Origin of the sequence: Yersinia sp. 1652 StPb PI, from assembly GCF_041538345.1 — a bacterium.
Taxonomy (GTDB): Bacteria; Pseudomonadota; Gammaproteobacteria; order Enterobacterales; family Enterobacteriaceae; genus Yersinia; species Yersinia enterocolitica_E.
In genome coordinates, this window is record NZ_JAULSM010000001.1 from 704,359 (window position 1) to 722,097 (window position 17,739).

Here is a 17,739-nt window from a genome sequence, read left to right on the forward strand (position 1 = left end):
CTGCGACCCTGCTCAAACATCACATTATCTTTTATACAATGGGCCGTAGTTTTGGCAGGCGCGGTAATCCTGCCCTTCGATATCCATACCGTGCGCGCCCCACGCAGTTGGCCGGTAAACACTCTCTTCTTCGACGTTATGCATGCACACCGGGATGCGTAACATCGAGGCGAGTGTAATCAGGTCCGCCCCGACATGGCCGATGGTCAGCACGCCATGGTTAGCTCCCCAGTTCGCCATTACCGAGTAAACATCGCTGAATGGCCCTTTGCCGGTCAGGCGTGGAGCAAACCAGGTGGTTGGCCAACTTGAATCGGTTCGCTTGTCCAGGGTGTCGTGAACGGATTTCGGTAATTCGACACTCCAGCCCTCGGCAATTTGCAAGACCGGCCCGACGCCTTTAATCAGATTGATACGGCTCATGGTGAATGGCACACCGCCACGGGTCAGGAAACGCGAAGAGAAGCCACCGCCACGGAAGTATTCATGGATAGCGGGGCACCATTCGGTTGCCGCCAGACAAGCATCGGCTTCTTGCTGGCTCACTTGCCAGTGCGGTTTGATGGTCGGTTTACCTTGCGCATCGTTTTGGCGGCAAGTGCCGTCCAACGCGGCAGAACCGGAGTTAATCAGATGGATAATGCCGTGTTCGGCAACCCCCTCCAGTTGATGGCCGGTAACCCGCTGTACCGCTTCCGGTGACCAGTAGGTACGGACATCCGCAAAGATCTGCGCGGTACCGGTCAGGGTATGGCCAAATAGCATCGCCACGCCGTTCAAACTGTCGTTTTCGGTGGCGACAACCATCGGTTCGCGCACGCCGTTCCAGTCGAACGAACTATTCAGCAAGGCTTCAGCGGTATCACCATTTGGATATTGATCGGTCCAGTGGCGCTGACCCTGGAAACCGGCAGCAATGGCGTTATAGCCCAAGGCTTCCTCACCAAAACCTTTCGTTGCCAGTGTTGGATTACCTTGCATCATGTCGCGGATACATAACGCCATTTGCAGGCTTTCACGCAGTACCGCGCGGCCGCTTTCCGCTGAACGGCGGTATTGTTCTGCGTTTTTATCCGGTCCGTATTTAAAGTTTTTATCTGCCCATGACAACGCCAGCTCTAGCTCTTGCTCGTCATAGATTTTCTGATCAATGCGGCGGCGCAACTCTGTCATATCGACCGCTTGCACTTTCATTCCTAACCAGGATTCAAAGAAGTTATGGTCAACAATGGAGCCGGCAATCCCCATGGATACCCCACCGAGAGAGAGGTAACTTTTGCCCTTTAAGCTGGCAACGGCTAAACCTGCGCGAGCGAAGCGCAGCAGTTTTTCCTGCACATCGGCAGGGATGCGGGTGTCATTAGCATCCTGCACGTCATGGCCGTAAATAGAGAAGGCTGGCAATCCTTTTTGATTGTGCGCCGCCAGTGCTGCTGCCAGATAGACCGCGCCAGGGCGTTCGGTACCATTAAAGCCCCAAATAGCTTTCGGGCGGAACGGGTCCATATCAATGGTTTCGCTGCCGTAGCACCAACAAGGTGTCACCGTGATGGTTAGGCCAATATTCTGTGCGCTGAATTTATCGTCACAGGCGGCGGATTCTGCCATGCCGGCAATGCAGGTATCAGCAATGACACATTCAACGGGCGTGCCGCAAGGATGGCGTACCACCTCTTGCAGAAACTCTGCGGTGGCACGGGCCATTTTCATGGTTTGCTCTTCCAGCGATTCACGCACACCCATTCTGCGTCCATCAATGACCGGGCGAATGCCAATTTTAGGTAATTGAATTGTCTTTTTCATTATTAGTCCTTGTGTTCAGTAGCAAGAATTTAATGTTAATTTGTCCGTTACCCGTATTATTAATTAACGGGAACTGTTTTGTACTTGGCAAAAATAAAGATAATGGCAAAACATAAAGCAGGAATAATTTCAGCCGTAGGTATATTCCCTGCCGCATCGCTAACTAATCCCATGATCGGGGTGACGATACCACCACCGACAATGGTCATAACAATAATAGATGCGCCATATTTAGTGTCTTGATTTAGATTCTTAATGCCTAATGAGAATATGGTTGGGTATTGGATCGACATAAACATACTGCACAGGGTGAGTGCTAATAATCCAATATGTCCGCCGAAGGCCGCAGAAATAATACATAACAGCATAGAGATAAATGCATAAGCCGCTAAAACTTTCTCTGGTGCGAAACGAGTAATTAACCAGGTGCCACTGAATCGACCGATAAAGAAACATACCATGGTGGCCGTTAAATAATTAGCCGCATATCCCGGTGTGATATTCGGTAGCTCTTCAATGGCATAACGAATTAAATAGCTCCAACATGCGGTTTGTGCGCCAACATAACAGAACTGTGCTAATACCGCCCAGCGCCAATGTGTTATCTTTAATAACCGTGGTAGTGATGCAAAGAAAGAACCGTTATGCGAATCATCCGATTCACTTTTTATTGCCGGGAAACGAGTGATTAAAATTAATAGCGCAACAAAAATAACCACAGCAACAATAATCAGATAGGGTAATTGAACAGCTTTTACTAAACTATGATGATAGCTATTCAAATCCTCAGCAGACAATTTATCCAGCACTTCCTGTGTTTGGTGGGGCACATTGGAGAGTATTAAGCTTTGGCCGAACACTACCGCAATAATGGCCCCGAAAGAGTTAAAGGTCTGTGCCAGGTTAATACGGAAGTGACCGGTTTTTTCTGGCCCCAATACAGTAACAAAAGGATTGGCAGCCGTTTCCAGGCAACCTAAACCGGCAGCGATAATAAATAATCCGATTAAAAACAAGGTGTAATTCATCGTTTCGGCCGCAGGCCAGAACAATGCCGCCCCGAAGGCATAGAACAGTAATCCAGTAATAATCCCCGCCTTATAGCTAAACCTTTTCATCAATATCCCGGCAGGTATTGGGATTAAGAAGTAGCCAAAATAGAAGGAGGATTGAATCAGCCCTGCTTGAAAGTTGGTCAGGGTGAAAGCCTGCTGAAATTGAGGTAATAAAATATCATTTAGGTTGTTTGCTACTGCCCAAAGGAAGAACAGTGAACACAGTAATGCGAAAGGAATCAGATACCTTTTTTTATTTGCAACCTCGTCACTTACCGAGGCGGAAATTTTAGTGCTATCTGTTTGTATTAAAATATTTCCCATGATGCCCTCGTCAGATACTTCACTAGTCCGAAAGTTTGTAATGTTCGACGGAATTATTTTTGTTTAATGAGTGATACTTTCTCTGGCGAGCCACAACTGCCTGAGTGACAAATTTAAATATCCTCATTGCGATAAGTCCCGTTCTTTATAAGGTAAAAATCGCTAAAAAGTATGAGCTGAATCACATTGGTAACTCAATGCTGATATTTTGTGATGACAGTCACTTTAAATAAAAACATTTCATGACCGTTTGAAATGAATTGTGTTTCAAACACACATAGGTAATGACCGATTTTTCTATTTCTGTCACAAACGGTCAATTATAGTAAAATAACCCGACATTTAATCATTCGGCGTCACTTGACCGTTTGTCCATATTGTTTTTTCAAACGGACATTTCATGCAAATAAATAAGATCTAAATTGCGATTAAGTTATGAATAGTCATGACATGGCTCACATTTTGGTGTGCTTTATTTCTCAGTTGAATTAAATGAGCGAAAGATATATCCACAGTTGTTAACGCTTATTCACCTACATCCATTATTCAATGCATTTTTATATTTAGGTATTTGCATCTTAAGAGAGGAACAAATGAAGAGAGAAGCACTGGCGCGCGATATTATCAATACTTGCCTGGAAATGACCCGTTTAGGGTTGAATCAAGGGACGGCTGGCAATGTTAGTGTGCGCTATCAGGATGGATTTTTGATTACGCCCTCCGGTATTGCCTACGACAAACTGACGGAGTCGCATATTGTTTATATCGATGCCAGCGGCCACCATGAGCCTGGCAAAGTTCCTTCCAGTGAGTGGCGTTTTCATCAGGCGGTTTATCATACCCGGGCAGACGCCAATGCGGTAGTACACAACCACTCAGTCCATTGCACCGCAGTATCGATTCTTAACCGCCCGATCCCGGCGATTCATTACATGATTGCCGCTGCCGGTGGCGATGATATCCCCTGTGCGCCCTACGCCACTTTTGGTACCAAAGCGCTGTCTGAACATGTCGCCGTGGCGATGAAGCACCGCAAGGCCACGCTGTTGCAGCACCATGGCCTGATTGCTTGTGAGGAGAATTTGGCCAAAGCGTTGTGGCTTGCTCATGAAGTTGAGGTGTTGGCAACACTGCTGCTGGCTATCTTGCCGATTGTCGATGAGGTGCCGGTGTTATCCAAAGAAGAAATCAGCGTGGTACTGGAGAAATTCAAAACCTACGGTTTACGGGTTGAAGATTAGCGTGCGGGTTAAAATACCGAGAGGAATCAGTCATGAACAGAATGATTTTAAACGAAATGGCGTGGTTTGGGCGCGGTTCACTGGATGCGCTCACCGATGAAGTGACACGGCGGGGATATAAAAAAGCGTTAGTGGTCACCGACAAAATACTGATGGAGTGCGGTGTCGCGGCTTGCCTAATCAGCCGCTTGCAACAGGCCGGTCTGGATTTTGCTGTCTTTGATGCGGTAACGCCCAACCCGACAATCGCCATCGTACAACAAGGTGTGGCTGTTTTTCGCCAAAGCGAGGCGGATTATCTCATCGCGCTGGGCGGCGGTTCGCCACAAGATACCAGCAAGGCCATCGGCATTATTATCAATAATCCTGAGTTTGCTGATGTGCGCAGTTTGGAAGGGGTGGCTGACACCCGCAACGCTTGTGTACCTATTCTGGCCATTCCAACCACAGCCGGTACTGCGGCAGAAGTGACCATTAACTATGTAATTACTGATGAAGAGCGGCGGCGCAAATTTGTTTGCGTCGATCCTCATGCTATTCCGGCAGTGGCATTTATTGATGCTGACATGATGGACAGTATGCCAGCGGCCCTGAAAGCCGCGACCGGGGTTGATGCGTTGACCCACGCCATCGAAGGTTATCTGACTAAAGGGGCTTGGGAACTGACAGATGCTTTGCATCTTAAAGCCATTGAAGTCATCAGTCGTTCATTGCGGGCTTCTGTGCAAGGTGATGCCGCCGCCACCGAAGATATGGCACTTGGGCAGTATATCGCTGGAATGGGGTTCTCAAACGTAGGGCTGGGGTTGGTTCATGGTATGGCACACCCTCTGGGGGCGTTTTACAACATGCCACACGGTGTCGCCAACGCCATTTTACTGCCTTATATCATGCGTTATAACGCCGCTTATACCGGTGAACGCTTGCGTCAAATCGCGATGGCGATGGGCCTCGACAATGCCCTGAGTGGGTCATTGGCACAGGTTCGTGAGCAAACCATTCAGGCAGTAATTGAATTGAACCGTGATATTGGCATTCCGTCATCCCTGAGTGCGGTGGGTCTGCTGGCCGATGATATTCCCGCGCTGGCAGCAGCAGCCTTCGCGGATGTATGTACCGGCGGGAACCCGCGTGAAGCATCGATTGATGAAATTATGGCGCTGTATCATCAGGCTTGTTAAACAGAACGGTTATTTGTCACAGATTCATCATAAAGCAGTGAGGAGAAGGTAATCCCCACTGCTTTATTGATACCAGACAACACCCGCACTACCCATAAGGGGTAGGCTCATAACTGCGGGAAGAACTGTTTATCATCCTAACTATAATAACTGCTGTAGCTGGGCCACTGCGCTCTCATTCATGACACAACCTCTCCCGCAGAATTACTCATTTTTTTGAATTAATCGGATTTCATCTATCACGGATGTTGTCCATTTTCTGGAATGCAACCAAGTGGGAATCTTATGAAAGAGACCAACGAATCCCGGCTATTAACGGCAGAAGTCACGCGCCGAAAACTGGTCCAAACGACGCTTATCGGCAGTCTTGCCATGGCAACCGGGGCCTTTTCGCTCCCGTTCTCCCGCGCCGCCCGCGCGGTGCAATCGGCAATAAATCCGCTCAATAATGACAAAGTGATCTGGAGTGCTTGTACTGTCAACTGCGGTAGCCGCTGCCCGCTACGTATGCATGTCGTTGATGGCGAAATCAAATATGTCGAAACCGACAACACTGGCAATGATGATTTTGATGGCTTGCATCAGGTGCGTGCCTGTTTGCGTGGCCGCTCCATGCGCCGCCGGGTATACAACCCTGACCGTCTGAAATACCCAATGAAGCGTATTGGCGCACGTGGGGAAGGCAAATTCAAGCGCATCTCATGGGAAGAGGCATTCGACACCCTTGCGGGCAGCATGCAAAGCATCATTAAAGAATATGGTAACGAAGCTATCTATCTGAATTACGGCACCGGCACCTTAGGTGGCACCATGACCCGCTCATGGCCACCGGGATCGACGCTATTGGCGCGGCTGATGAATTGCTGTGGTGGCTACCTTAATCATTATGGTGACTACAGTACTGCGCAAATCGCTGCTGGCCTGAATTACACATATGGTGGCTGGGCTGATGGCAACAGCCCGTCCGATATCGAAAACAGCAAGCTGGTGGTGCTGTTTGGTAACAATCCGGCTGAAACGCGCATGAGTGGTGGTGGGGTCACCTACTATCTGGAGCAGGCGCGGGAGAAATCCGATGCCAAGATGATAGTGATTGACCCACGCTATACCGATACCGCAGCAGGTCGAGAAGATGAATGGATCCCGCTGCGGCCCGGTACCGATGCGGCACTGGCATCGGCCTTGGCCTATGTGATGATTAGCGAGAATCTGGTCGATCAGCCGTTCCTCGATAAATATTGTGTCGGTTACGATGAGAAAACCCTGCCGGCAGATGCGCCAAAAAATAGCCACTACAAAGCCTATATTTTAGGGCAGGGCGCAGATGAAACCGCCAAAACACCACAATGGGCGCAAGCCATCACCGGTATTCCAGCCGCAAGAATCATTAAACTGGGGCGTGAAATAGGGTCGGTGAAACCGGCTTATATTGCGCAAGGGTGGGGGCCGCAGCGCCATTCCAACGGCGAAAATACCAGTCGGGCCATTGCCATGTTGGCTATCCTGACCGGTAACGTTGGCATTAATGGCGGTAATTCTGGTGCCCGCGAAGGCTCTTACGGTTTGCCGTTTGTCCGCATGCCAACACTGGAAAACCCAGTTAAAACCAGTATCTCGATGTTCCTGTGGACTGACGCGATTGAACGCGGGCCAGAAATGACCGCTACCCGTGATGGTGTGCGCGGTAAAGATAAGCTGGATGTACCGATCAAGTTTATCTGGAATTACGCCAGTAACTGTTTGATTAATCAGCATTCAGAAATCAACCGTACCCACGACATTCTGCAAGATGATAAAAAATGTGAAATGGTGGTGGTTATCGATAATCACATGACCTCGTCAGCCAAATACGCCGATATCATCCTGCCTGACTGTACCGCCTCTGAGCAGATGGACTTCTGCCTTGACGCTTCGAGCGGCAATATGGCGTATGTGATTTTTGCCGATCAAGTCATCAAACCGCGTTTTGAATGCAAAAACATCTATGAAATGACCACAGAACTGGCAAAACGCATGGGGGTGGAGCAGCAATTTACCGAAGGGCGCACGCAAGAAGAGTGGTTGCGTCATCTCTACCAACAATCGCAACAGGCCATTCCTGAACTGCCTTCTTTTGAGGCGTTCCGCGAACAGGGTATCTTTAAAAAACGCGATCCGGCGGGGCATCATGTTGCCTATAAAGCGTTCCGCGCAGACCCTATTGCCAATCCGTTGACCACGCCATCAGGCAAAATTGAGATTTACTCTGCCGAACTGGCACAGATTGCCGCCACGTGGGAACTGCAACAAGACGATGTTATCGATCCGCTGCCGGTCTATGCCGCAGGTTTTGAAAGCTACGATGACCCGCTCAATCAGCAGTATCCATTACAGTTAACGGGTTTCCACTACAAAGCCAGAACCCACTCCACCTACGGCAACGTCGATGTTTTAAAAGCGTCCTGCCGTCAGGAAATGTGGATTAACCCAATGGATGCCCGCGAGCGAGAGATCAAAAATGGCGATATGGTGCGTATTTTCAATGGCCGGGGCGAAGTTCAGATTAACGCCAAAGTTACACCGCGCATGATGCCGGGGGTTGTGGCACTGGGTGAGGGGGCATGGTATAGCCCGGATGAGAAACGTATTGATCGCGCGGGCAGTATTAACGTATTGACCACTCAGCGACCTTCTCCGTTGGCGAAAGGGAATCCATCCCATACCAACCTCGTTCAAGTTACCAAGGCATAAGGAGCTGACTGATGACAACGCAATATGGTTTTTACATCGACTCCAGCCGCTGCACTGGGTGCAAAACTTGCGAGTTGGCCTGCAAGGATTTCAAAAACTTATCCACCGATGTTAGCTTCCGGCGTATCTACGAATATGCCGGTGGGGATTGGCAGCAAGATAACGGCGCATGGCACCAAAATGTGTTCGCTTACTATCTCTCTATCGCCTGTAATCACTGTAGTGATCCCGCCTGTACCAAAGTATGTCCGAGTGGCGCAATGCATAAGCGTGATGATGGTTTCGTTGTGGTAAACGAAGACATTTGCATCGGTTGCCGCTATTGCCATATGGCATGCCCATACGGTGCGCCGCAATATGACGAAGCAAAAGGGCATATGACCAAGTGTGACGGCTGCTATGAAAGAGTCGCTGCCGGTAAGAAACCGATTTGTGTCGATTCTTGCCCACTGCGGGCGCTGGATATGGCCCCTATTGATGAATTACGCGAGAAATACGGTGATTTGGCCGAAGTCGCACCATTGCCAGCAGCCCATTTCACGCTGCCGAATATCGTAGTGAAACCTAATGCCAACAGCCGTCCGGTCAGAGATACCACCGGTCATCTGGCAAATCCGAAGGAGGTATAATATGGGCATGGGATGGCATGAATGGCCTCTAATGGTCTTTACGGTACTGGGGCAGTGCGTGGTCGGGGGCTTTATTGTGCTGGGACTGGCGCTGATATTCGGTGGTTTGAGTCACGACCAGCAACAGCGGATTCACCGCAGCATGTTGGTACTGTGGGTGCTGATGGCACTGGCTTTTATCGCCTCGACACTGCATTTAGGTTCGCCAATGCGAGCATTCAATTCATTAAGCCGCATTGGCGAGTCGGCGCTCAGTAATGAAATAGCCGCCGGTTCACTGTTCTTTGCGGTGGCAGGTTTTTACTGGTTATTGGCCGTATTGGGTAAAATGCCTGCGGTACTCGGCAAAGTCTGGCTAGTGGTCGCCATGGTGCTGGGCGTCGTATTTGTCTATGCCATGTGTCGAGTCTATTCCATTGATACTGTTCCCACTTGGGACAACCTCTATACCCCGCTAGGTTTTGTTCTTACCACCTTGATTGGCGGCCCGATGTTGGGTTATCTGTTGTTACAACTGGCCGGGATTAATGGGCGAATGATGCTGCAACTACCGATGATCAGTGTATTGGCACTGATTATCAGTATTGCCAGTGTCATTATGCAGGCGGCCAGTTTGTCGACGATTTACAGCTCGGTACAGCAAGCCTCAGAGCTTATTCCCCATTACGGCACCCTGATGGTATGGCGTTTGGTGTTACTGGTTCTGGGGCTGGGTTGCTGGATTTGTCCGTTAATCAGAGGCCGCACACCGATGACGCTCGGCATGATCTTCGCTATGCTGTTTATCTTTGCGGGTGAGCTAATTGGCCGTGGCGTGTTTTACGGGTTGCATATGACGGTCGGAATGGCAATCGGCGGTTAAATGATAGCTTGATGGCGACTGAGCAAAGCCCTGCTGGGTTTACGCCCAACCTGGCTTTGCTCGCAATGCTTCACCCGTTTGATGGCGAATTGATCGCGCTTCTGAGGTAACAAAATGGTTGAAAACAATATGACTTATCAACAAATTGCGCTGACTGGCCACGTATTGGGTGCGCTGTTTTATTGTGAACCGGACAGTCCGGCGTGCAGTGATATTGTGGCGCAACTCAGCAGTGATGAGTGGGTAGCCCAGTGGCCTTATGGCCTGGAAACTCAACTAATGCCCATTGCCGCTTTATTGGTGCAAGACAAGTCAGATGAAACCCTGGAAGAGGCTTGGCAGCGGCTGTTTATTGGCCCATATGCACTGCCCGCTCCCCCGTGGGGATCGGTTTATCTGGATAAAGAAAATGTCCTGTTTGGCGACTCGACGCTCAAACTGCGTGATTGGATGGCGCAGCAGCAAGTGGAGGTGACACTGGAGCAGCAAGAGCCAGAGGATCATTTCGGCTTATTGCTGATGATGGCCGCCTGGCTGGCAGAACATCAACCAGCGGATTTACCGGTTTTACTGGCAGAGCACCTGTTGCCGTGGGGGTATCGTTACCTCGCCTTGCTGCAATCTGATGCCGGACACCCGTTTTATCAGGGGCTGGCTGAGTTAACGACCCTGACGTTGACCCACTGGCAACACGAATTACAGGTGACGCCTGCGGTGATTGAGTTATATCGCTGACTCAGAATTTATTTATTCAATAACGAGTGTCACTTTTTTGCCAATATTGCCAGCCATACTAATCAGAGAATCAAGAGTGAATTTTTCAGTTTTTTGATTAACAACATCGGAAACTCTCGGACGCGACACATGTAATAATGTGGCTGCGTCCACTTGCCGTATTCCTTCTGATTTAATCCAATTGGCAATAGATGTCATGAGCGCTTTTTTCATTGCTAAAGCCTGTTCAATTTCTGCATTTGACTCCGCTAACAATTGAGTTGCTTTGTCATCAGTAAAGCCTAAATCAGTAAAAATATTGTCTCCAGCGGTAGTGATGTGACGTGATGCTGTGTCAATTTTATCTATCATTTTTTGTTCTCCGCTCATGAATAACTTCTTTATAACGAACCTTAATAATATTGACGTCTTTCTGACTGGTTCTTTGCGATTTTGTTTGGAAACTGTGTAATACGTAAATTTTATCTTCGAATTTGGCAATATAAACAACACGATAAGCTTTGGAATTATCATCTAACCGTATTTCAATAACCCCCGCTCCCCAGTCATTTATAGGTTTGAAATCATTAGGTTCGATACCATGCTGGATATTGCGTAGTTGCTTCCCCGCTACCGCACAAGCACTTTCTGGGAAAGCCTTCAGATCCTCAAGTGAACTACCACGCCAATCGATTATTTTTCCAATCATTCATCACTCCTTGATGTATGTATAAAATTTTATACATTCGAGTGAAATAATCAATCCGTTTTTTGTACTGTTACATTCTTATCTAAGCGGCTTTTATCCGAGCTATCTCTCTATCCGTGTCGACTAATTTGTGACCGGCTTCTACTTTCCTTGCACTCACATTGGACAAGCTGCGGGGCGTTTGTATTATTACGTTGAATATAAATTTAATAGTGAATATATATTCAATGCGGAGAAAAATAATGAAAAATACCCTACTGAAATCCTGTCTTACCGCAGCATTGATCTCAATGGCGGGTGTTGCTGGTGCCGCCAGTAACGGCCTGATCGCCATTATCACCCCATCCCACGATAACCCGTTCTTTAAAGCGGAGGCGGAAGGTGCTAAAGCCAAAGCAACGGAACTGGGATACACCGTACTGGTGGCTTCTCATGATGATGATGTGAACAAGCAAAACCAACTGCTGGAAACTGCCATTGCTCGTAAGGCTAAAGCGATCATTCTGGATAACGCCGGATCGGATGCCACTATCGGGCCATTGAAAAAAGCCAAAGCGGCCGGTATTCCGACTTTCCTGATTGACCGTGAAATCAATGAAACTGGAATCGCAGTATCGCAAATCGTGTCGAACAATTATCAGGGTGCACAACTGGGCGCTGAGAAATTCGTTACGTTGATGGGTGGCAAAGGCAAATATGTTGAATTGCTTGGCCGTGAGTCCGATACCAATGCTCATGTTCGTTCACAGGGTTATCACGACGTGATTGACGAACATAGCGACATGAAGATGGTTGCCCAACAGACTGCAAACTGGAGCCAGACTGAAGCATTCAACCGTATGGAGTCCATTTTGCAGGCTAACCCAGATATCACTGGGGTGATTTCCGGCAACGACACCATGGCACTCGGTGCAGAAGCGGCATTGAAAGCTGCGGGGCGCAATGATGTCATTGTCGTCGGCTTTGACGGCAGTGACTATGTTCGCGACTCGATCATCAACAAAGGCAATATCAAAGCCACTGTATTACAGCCGGGTTGGGCACAAGCTCAGATGGCGGTGGTGCAGGCTGATAAATATCTGAAAACCGGCAAAACCGGGTTGGAAGAAAAGCAACTGATGGATTGCGTATTGATTGATGAAAACAATGCCAAGAATCTGAATGTCTTTGCACTGAAACAATAATCGCGACTGAAACACCCATCTTATAATCACCGGTTATTAAAACCATGGTTTAAGAATGAGGGGCGTAATCGCCCCTCCTGACAGGAGGCAGTATGTGGTTCAGTGCCTTATCGAAAGCAGGCGGTTTGTTGGTTATCAGTACGGTGCTGGTGGCTTGTACCGTGGTTGATTTGGATGAAAACGGTAAACCGATTCTGCCAGTCGATCCTAACGCGGTGGTCAGTGACTATAACCAGCCACCGGATAAAGTCGCCTCCACCATTTGGGTGAGTAAAGTTATGCCGTTTGCCAATAGCAATGCGCTCAGTTGGCAGCAGGTAAAGCAGCAACAAAGTCAGCCAGCAGCAGGGAAAAATAGCCAAAGTCGTTTTGTTCGTTTTAACGGCAAAGTGGTAGCGGTAGACACAGAAGGGCGGGAAGGGTTGATTCGTTTGGCCATTGACGGTGATGAACAAGTGCTGCAAGTGGGGCCAATCGTCAAAGGTAATGCCATTCGTGATGCATCAACGTTTATCCGCTTCGAAGATTTTAAAAATCAGGTGCAATACGCCCAGCTCTCTAAAGCATTAAGCAAGCGTGCTTTGCAGGATGTGGCAAAACCCGATGCCAGTTGGGTCGGGCAGCAAGTCGAGGTATTGGCAGCGGTGACACTCACCCCTACCGGTCTGAGCAATGGTGTGCCGCTCAGTTTGAATAAGGAGAGCCACTAATGGATCACAGACCTGACATCGTCATGCGTGCTGAGGACATTTCAATGCGTTTTCCTGGCACATTGGCGCTAGATGCTGTCAGTTATAACGTTTATCGCGGCAAAGTGAATGTGATTATCGGCGAAAATGGCGCCGGAAAATCTACCTTAATGAAGATCTTGGCTGGGGTACAGCAACAAACATCTGGCCAAATCTACCTGAATGGTAACGCGGTGAGTATTGCCAATACTCGTGAGGCGGCGGCGCTGGGTATTGGCATGGTTCATCAGGAGCTGAACCTGTCGGAAAACCTCAATGTTGCGGAAAACATCTTTCTGGGGCGTGAGATTCAGCAAGGCTTGAAACCCATTAATCAGGCGGCGCAGGAGCTGATTGCTGAACAGTTAATGGTGCGTCTTGATCAGGTTATTTCGCCGAAAGAGATGGTGTCAAACCTGAAAGTAGGCCAGCAGCAATTAATTGAAATCGCCAAGGCACTGGCAGAACAGGCGGATATTCTGATTCTGGATGAGCCGACGTCGGCGTTGAGTAAAACCGAAGTTGATATCTTGTTTCGGGTTATTCGCGAACTGACGCGACAGGGTGTTTCCATCGTCTACATCTCACATCGTTTGGAAGAGTTGATGGCGATTGGTGACTACATCACGATTTTGCGTGATGGCCGTTTTCAGGCTGAAGCTGCGGTAAAAGATATTGATGTACCGTGGATTGTGCGTGAAATGCTGGGCAGTGACCCGGTTTCCAGTTTTCTTCACCCGGACCGCACATTCGGTGCGCCGATGATGGAGGTTGATAACGTCACGTTAATCAATGAATCCGGCAACACGGTAGTGAATCAGGTCTCATTGCAAGTGCGGGCGGGTGAAATTGTCGGCATCTATGGGTTGATGGGGGCAGGTCGTACCGAATTGTTTGAATGTCTGCTGGGCACGCAGCAGAGCTATCTTGGCACTATCCGGCTCAATGGCACGTCGATTAATGCCAAAACCTCAACCGCAGAGCGCATTCGTCTGGGAATGAGTCTGGTACCGGAAGACCGTAAAAAAACCGGTATTTTCCCTGTGTCATCGGTGGCCAATAACCTGACCATTTCCAGCTTATGGCGTCGGTTAAAACACAGCTTCACTATCTGGCAAGAGAGTGAGTCACAAGTGGTGGCGTCGGTTATCGGGGATTTGTCGATCAAAGTCTCTTCACCGGAAGTAGAGATTCAGGCTCTCAGTGGCGGTAATCAGCAAAAAGTGGTGATAGGGCGCTCATTACTGACCAGTCCAAACATTTTGCTGTTGGATGAGCCAACGCGAGGCATTGATGTCGGGGCGAAAGCTGATGTGTTTGAAATGATGGTGAAACTCTCTGAGCAGGGGATTGGTATTTTGTTCTCAACCTCTGATCTGAAAGAGATCATGGCGGTATCTGACCGCATACTGGTGATGTCGAATGGCAAGCTGACCGCGAACTTATCCCGTCAGTCGGCCAGTGAATCGGCATTGGTTACGGCAAGCGCACAAGGGTTCGAATGATGAAAGCAACAACTGGCACTGCGTTGGCGAGTCACCGGCCCGGTGGCGCGTCGTGGTCACGGGAAAATATGCTGCTGCTTCTGCTCAAGATGCGCACTTTTATTGCCCTGTTTTTGATTCTTGGTTTCTTCTCCGTGATGGTTCCGGGCTTTCTGGCGACGGGCAGCTTGATCATTATGGTGAAGCATATCGCTATCAATGCCTTCCTCGCTCTGGGCATCACGTTTGTCATTATCACCGCAGGGATTGACCTCTCTATCGGGGCAACCTTGGGGCTATGCGGCATGATTGCGGGCTGGATGATCACCCAAGGTATTGTATTACCGATGTTTGGTATTGCCATTTTCCCCAGTGTTTGGGTGGTGGTCCCGGTGGTATTGGTCATCGGTGCACTGATTGGCGCGGTCAATGGTTGGATTATAACCCGCTATAACGTCGCGCCGTTTATCTGCACCCTCGGTACCATGTATGTGGTTCGTGGTGCGGCGATGCTGATTTCTGGCGGTGAAACCTTCCCAGGCTTACAGGGTAATCCACAACTCGGAAATACCGGTTTTGATCTACTGGGGTCCGGCACGTTACTGGGTTTGCCGATCGCCATCTGGATCATGTTCATTTTGGCTCTGGTGATTGCCTATGTAGCGCGTCGCCTACCTTTTGGTCGCCATGTCTACGCTATCGGTGATAACGAGAGAGCCGCCGAACTGTCTGGCGTCAAAGTCCGGCAGGTCAAAGTTTGGGTTTACACCATTTCCGGTTTCTGTGCGGCAATTGCCGGGATCATTGTTTCCGCTCAATTGGTGGCCAGCCACCCTGCGAACGGCAGCGGCTTTGAGATGAATGCGATAGCGGCCGTGGTATTGGGGGGAACTTCTCTGGCCGGTGGCCGTGGCACCATCCTCGGCACACTGATCGGCGCATTTGTTATCGGAATTTTGGCTGACGGGCTGGTGATGATGGGGGTCAGTGAATTCTGGCAAATGGTTATTAAAGGTATCGTAATTATTGTGGCTGTGATTATCGACCAGATGCAAAACCGTATGCAGCATAAAGCAGCAATTGTGTCGCAAAAAGCCAACGTAGTTGCGCAAGTGGGCAAAAGCGAGCAGGCATAAAGAACCCATAACGGCTAATGGGCTGATGGGGTAACACCTTGCCCTAAGCCGCAGAACACTGAAGAGGTAACGCCGGAGGAGGCTTTCCGGTCAGGCTTGATGAAAGCTATTTTTTAGCACCATCAGGAATAAATATTCGCTAATGAGTAAAAATTCAATGGCGAAGGAAAATATAAGAGAGGTAATGTCATGAATCCGTATTCACTGTCAATCGATGAGCTGGTGAGAAAGGCGCGGGCTATCCGCCGCCGGATCGTCCTGCTTAATGCGAACAGCCCCGCAGGGGGGCATACCGGTGCTGATCTTTCGCAGGTAGAGATTCTGACCGCACTCTATTTCCGCATCCTTAATTGCGCACCTGACCGGTTAACTGATCCTGAGCGCGATATCTATGTGCAATCTAAGGGCCATGCCGTTGGCGGCTATTACTGCTGTCTGGCGGAAGCGGGTTATTTCCCAGAGGAATGGTTGGCAACTTATCAACACGCTAACTCTCATCTGCCGGGCCATCCGGTAAAACACAAAACGCCGGGGATCGAATTAAATACCGGCGCGTTAGGACATGGTTTGCCGGTCGCCGTCGGGATCGCATTAGCGGCAAAACGCGCCAACAGCCAACGCCGAGTATTTGTTCTGACCGGCGACGGTGAGTTAGCCGAAGGCAGTAACTGGGAAGCGGCATTAGTGGCTGCTCACTATCAGTTAGACAATCTGATAATCATTAACGATAAAAACAAACTCCAACTGGCGGGCACCACCAAGTCAATTATGAATACCGACCCGTTGGCGGATAAATGGCGTGCATTTGGTTTAGAAGTAACGGAATGCCAGGGTAATAACATGCAATCGGTGGTGGAAACATTGGAGGCATTACAACCCAAGGGTAAACCCAATGTGGTGATTGCCAACACCGAAAAAGGTGCCGGTATCTCCTTTATTCAAGGGCGCGTGGAGTGGCACCATCGGGTGCCGAAAGGTGCTGAAATTGATCTGGCACTGGAGGAATTGAGCGATGAGTAATGCAGAACATTTGGCCTCAGTGATGGTTGAGCAGTTTATCAAAGCCGTGGATAACGGTGTTGATCTGGTTCCGGTGGTGGCTGATTCCACTTCGACGGCGAAAATCGGGCCGTTTACTGCTCGCTTCCCTGATCGCGTGGTTAACGTAGGTATTGCCGAACAAGCGATGGTCGGCACAGCCGTGGGCTTATCCATGGGCGGGAAAGTTGCAGTAACCTGTAATGCCGCGCCATTCCTGATTTCACGCTCCAATGAGCAGCTAAAAATCGATGTTTGCTACAACAATAGCAATGTTAAGTTGTTCGGTCTCAATTCTGGCGCCAGTTACGGGCCGCTGGCCAGTACTCATCACTGTATCGATGATATTTCTATCTTACGTGGTTTTGGCAATATCGAAATTTATGCTCCCTCTGACCCACAAGAGTGCCGTCAAATAATTGATTATGCTATCGCCCATCAGGGACCGGTCTATATTCGTCTGGACGGCAAATCCTTGCCACAACTCCATGATGAGCACTACCGCTTTGTCCCGGGGCAGATTGATGTCTTGCAGGATGGTCAGGATATTGCTCTGGTAGCGATGGGTTCTACAGTGCATGAGGCTGTAAGTGCTGCCGCGATACTGGCGGATAACAACGTTTCTGCTGCGGTGGTCAACGTTTCTTCTATTCGTCCGTGTGATACTCAGCAACTGTTAACCATTCTCCAGAAGAGTCAGCGGGTGATTACCATCGAAGAGCACAACATTAATGGTGGTGTGGGCAGTTTGGTGGCTGAAGTGTTGGCCGAAGCGGGCAGCGGGATCCCATTGGTGAGATTAGGTATTCCTGATGGCGGCTATGCGATTGCTGCCGACAGGGCAGATATGCGTGCCTGGCATGGTTTTGATGCGGCAGGCATTGTAGCGCGTGCTCTGCGGTTTTGCCGAGGAGAGTAATC

General features: G+C 49.3%; 16 protein-coding genes. 12 read left to right on the forward strand and 4 right to left on the reverse strand.

Annotated features, from left to right (window positions below; all coding sequences use genetic code 11):
- Positions 1 to 24: 24 nt before the first annotated feature.
- Both fucI and fucP read right to left on the reverse strand, forming a co-directional pair.
- Positions 25 to 1,803: an L-fucose isomerase gene (gene fucI, locus Q2T71_RS03160; protein WP_372558103.1), complete on the reverse strand. Its 1,779-nt coding sequence runs from the start codon at positions 1,801 to 1,803 to the stop codon at positions 25 to 27.
- 59 nt (positions 1,804 to 1,862) lie between these two features.
- Positions 1,863 to 3,182 carry an L-fucose:H+ symporter permease gene (fucP, locus tag Q2T71_RS03165; protein WP_372558104.1) on the reverse strand — a complete coding sequence of 440 codons (1,320 nt, stop codon included), beginning with the start codon at positions 3,180 to 3,182 and terminating at the stop codon, positions 1,863 to 1,865.
- 593 nt (positions 3,183 to 3,775) lie between these two features.
- Here fucP and Q2T71_RS03170 point away from each other — a divergent pair.
- The 6 genes from Q2T71_RS03170 (at position 3,776) to dmsD (ending at position 10,560) form a co-directional block, all read left to right on the forward strand.
- Positions 3,776 to 4,423 carry an L-fuculose-phosphate aldolase gene (locus Q2T71_RS03170; protein ID WP_005181951.1) on the forward strand — a complete coding sequence of 216 codons (648 nt, stop codon included), beginning with the start codon at positions 3,776 to 3,778 and terminating at the stop codon, positions 4,421 to 4,423.
- Between the two features lie 32 nt (positions 4,424 to 4,455).
- Entirely contained in the window at positions 4,456 to 5,604 is a 1,149-nt protein-coding gene (gene fucO, locus Q2T71_RS03175; protein WP_372558105.1) for a lactaldehyde reductase, read from the forward strand.
- A gap of 285 nt (positions 5,605 to 5,889) precedes the next feature.
- The gene (gene dmsA / locus Q2T71_RS03180) at positions 5,890 to 8,334 is read left to right on the forward strand and encodes a dimethylsulfoxide reductase subunit A (protein WP_372558106.1); all 2,445 of its coding nucleotides are present in this window, start codon (positions 5,890 to 5,892) and stop codon (positions 8,332 to 8,334) included.
- An 11-nt stretch (positions 8,335 to 8,345) separates the two neighbouring features.
- Positions 8,346 to 8,963: a DMSO/selenate family reductase complex B subunit gene (locus tag Q2T71_RS03185; protein WP_005181957.1), complete on the forward strand. Its 618-nt coding sequence runs from the start codon at positions 8,346 to 8,348 to the stop codon at positions 8,961 to 8,963.
- A 1-nt stretch (position 8,964) separates the two neighbouring features.
- A complete protein-coding gene (locus Q2T71_RS03190) occupies positions 8,965 to 9,825 on the forward strand; it encodes a dimethyl sulfoxide reductase anchor subunit family protein (RefSeq protein ID WP_372558107.1) in 861 nt (286 codons plus the stop codon).
- Positions 9,826 to 9,954: 129 nt separating this feature from the next.
- Positions 9,955 to 10,560, forward strand: a complete 606-nt coding sequence (dmsD, locus tag Q2T71_RS03195) for a Tat proofreading chaperone DmsD (protein WP_372559832.1) — start codon at positions 9,955 to 9,957, stop codon at positions 10,558 to 10,560.
- A gap of 12 nt (positions 10,561 to 10,572) precedes the next feature.
- Here the strand turns inward: dmsD and Q2T71_RS03200 are convergent, their stop codons facing one another.
- Both Q2T71_RS03200 and Q2T71_RS03205 read right to left on the reverse strand, forming a co-directional pair.
- The gene (locus Q2T71_RS03200) at positions 10,573 to 10,911 is read right to left on the reverse strand and encodes a helix-turn-helix domain-containing protein (RefSeq protein WP_372559833.1); all 339 of its coding nucleotides are present in this window, start codon (positions 10,909 to 10,911) and stop codon (positions 10,573 to 10,575) included.
- Positions 10,901 to 11,248, reverse strand: a complete 348-nt coding sequence (locus tag Q2T71_RS03205) for a type II toxin-antitoxin system RelE/ParE family toxin (RefSeq protein ID WP_372558108.1) — start codon at positions 11,246 to 11,248, stop codon at positions 10,901 to 10,903. Before Q2T71_RS03205 ends, Q2T71_RS03200 begins: the two co-directional genes overlap by 11 nt.
- 242 nt (positions 11,249 to 11,490) lie before the next feature.
- On the opposite strand from Q2T71_RS03205, the gene Q2T71_RS03210 reads away from it, so the two are divergent.
- The 6 genes from Q2T71_RS03210 (at position 11,491) to Q2T71_RS03235 (ending at position 17,737) form a co-directional block, all read left to right on the forward strand.
- Positions 11,491 to 12,432, forward strand: a complete 942-nt coding sequence (locus tag Q2T71_RS03210) for a D-ribose ABC transporter substrate-binding protein (RefSeq protein WP_050086418.1) — start codon at positions 11,491 to 11,493, stop codon at positions 12,430 to 12,432.
- Between the two features lie 92 nt (positions 12,433 to 12,524).
- Positions 12,525 to 13,142 carry a DUF2291 family protein gene (locus Q2T71_RS03215; protein WP_083160269.1) on the forward strand — a complete coding sequence of 206 codons (618 nt, stop codon included), beginning with the start codon at positions 12,525 to 12,527 and terminating at the stop codon, positions 13,140 to 13,142.
- Entirely contained in the window at positions 13,142 to 14,665 is a 1,524-nt protein-coding gene (locus tag Q2T71_RS03220; protein WP_083160267.1) for a sugar ABC transporter ATP-binding protein, read from the forward strand. The genes Q2T71_RS03215 and Q2T71_RS03220 overlap by 1 nt, the downstream gene beginning before the upstream one ends.
- The gene (locus Q2T71_RS03225) at positions 14,665 to 15,780 is read left to right on the forward strand and encodes an ABC transporter permease (protein ID WP_372559834.1); all 1,116 of its coding nucleotides are present in this window, start codon (positions 14,665 to 14,667) and stop codon (positions 15,778 to 15,780) included. Before Q2T71_RS03220 ends, Q2T71_RS03225 begins: the two co-directional genes overlap by 1 nt.
- 189 nt (positions 15,781 to 15,969) lie before the next feature.
- Positions 15,970 to 16,800: a transketolase gene (locus tag Q2T71_RS03230; protein ID WP_372558109.1), complete on the forward strand. Its 831-nt coding sequence runs from the start codon at positions 15,970 to 15,972 to the stop codon at positions 16,798 to 16,800.
- On the forward strand, positions 16,793 to 17,737 hold the full coding sequence (locus Q2T71_RS03235) for a transketolase family protein (protein WP_372558110.1): 945 nt from the start codon (positions 16,793 to 16,795) through the stop codon (positions 17,735 to 17,737). Before Q2T71_RS03230 ends, Q2T71_RS03235 begins: the two co-directional genes overlap by 8 nt.
- Positions 17,738 to 17,739 lie beyond the last annotated feature (2 nt).

Bases quoted from the DNA above. Each gene is read 5' to 3' on its own strand.
- fucP (WP_372558104.1), bottom strand. From the start codon at position 3,182: ATGGGAAATATTTTAATACAAACAGATAGCACTAAAATTTCCGCCTCG.
- Q2T71_RS03220 (WP_083160267.1), top strand. From the start codon at position 13,142: ATGGATCACAGACCTGACATCGTCATGCGTGCTGAGGACATTTCAATG.
- dmsA (WP_372558106.1), top strand. From the start codon at position 5,890: ATGAAAGAGACCAACGAATCCCGGCTATTAACGGCAGAAGTCACGCGC.
- fucI (WP_372558103.1), bottom strand. From the start codon at position 1,803: ATGAAAAAGACAATTCAATTACCTAAAATTGGCATTCGCCCGGTCATT.
- Q2T71_RS03190 (WP_372558107.1), top strand. From the start codon at position 8,965: ATGGGCATGGGATGGCATGAATGGCCTCTAATGGTCTTTACGGTACTG.
- Q2T71_RS03205 (WP_372558108.1), bottom strand. From the start codon at position 11,248: ATGATTGGAAAAATAATCGATTGGCGTGGTAGTTCACTTGAGGATCTG.
- Q2T71_RS03210 (WP_050086418.1), top strand. From the start codon at position 11,491: ATGAAAAATACCCTACTGAAATCCTGTCTTACCGCAGCATTGATCTCA.
- Q2T71_RS03235 (WP_372558110.1), top strand. From the start codon at position 16,793: ATGAGTAATGCAGAACATTTGGCCTCAGTGATGGTTGAGCAGTTTATC.
- dmsD (WP_372559832.1), top strand. From the start codon at position 9,955: ATGACTTATCAACAAATTGCGCTGACTGGCCACGTATTGGGTGCGCTG.
- Q2T71_RS03215 (WP_083160269.1), top strand. From the start codon at position 12,525: ATGTGGTTCAGTGCCTTATCGAAAGCAGGCGGTTTGTTGGTTATCAGT.
- Q2T71_RS03200 (WP_372559833.1), bottom strand. From the start codon at position 10,911: ATGATAGATAAAATTGACACAGCATCACGTCACATCACTACCGCTGGA.
- Q2T71_RS03230 (WP_372558109.1), top strand. From the start codon at position 15,970: ATGAATCCGTATTCACTGTCAATCGATGAGCTGGTGAGAAAGGCGCGG.
- Q2T71_RS03185 (WP_005181957.1), top strand. From the start codon at position 8,346: ATGACAACGCAATATGGTTTTTACATCGACTCCAGCCGCTGCACTGGG.
- Q2T71_RS03170 (WP_005181951.1), top strand. From the start codon at position 3,776: ATGAAGAGAGAAGCACTGGCGCGCGATATTATCAATACTTGCCTGGAA.
- fucO (WP_372558105.1), top strand. From the start codon at position 4,456: ATGAACAGAATGATTTTAAACGAAATGGCGTGGTTTGGGCGCGGTTCA.
- Q2T71_RS03225 (WP_372559834.1), top strand. From the start codon at position 14,665: ATGAAAGCAACAACTGGCACTGCGTTGGCGAGTCACCGGCCCGGTGGC.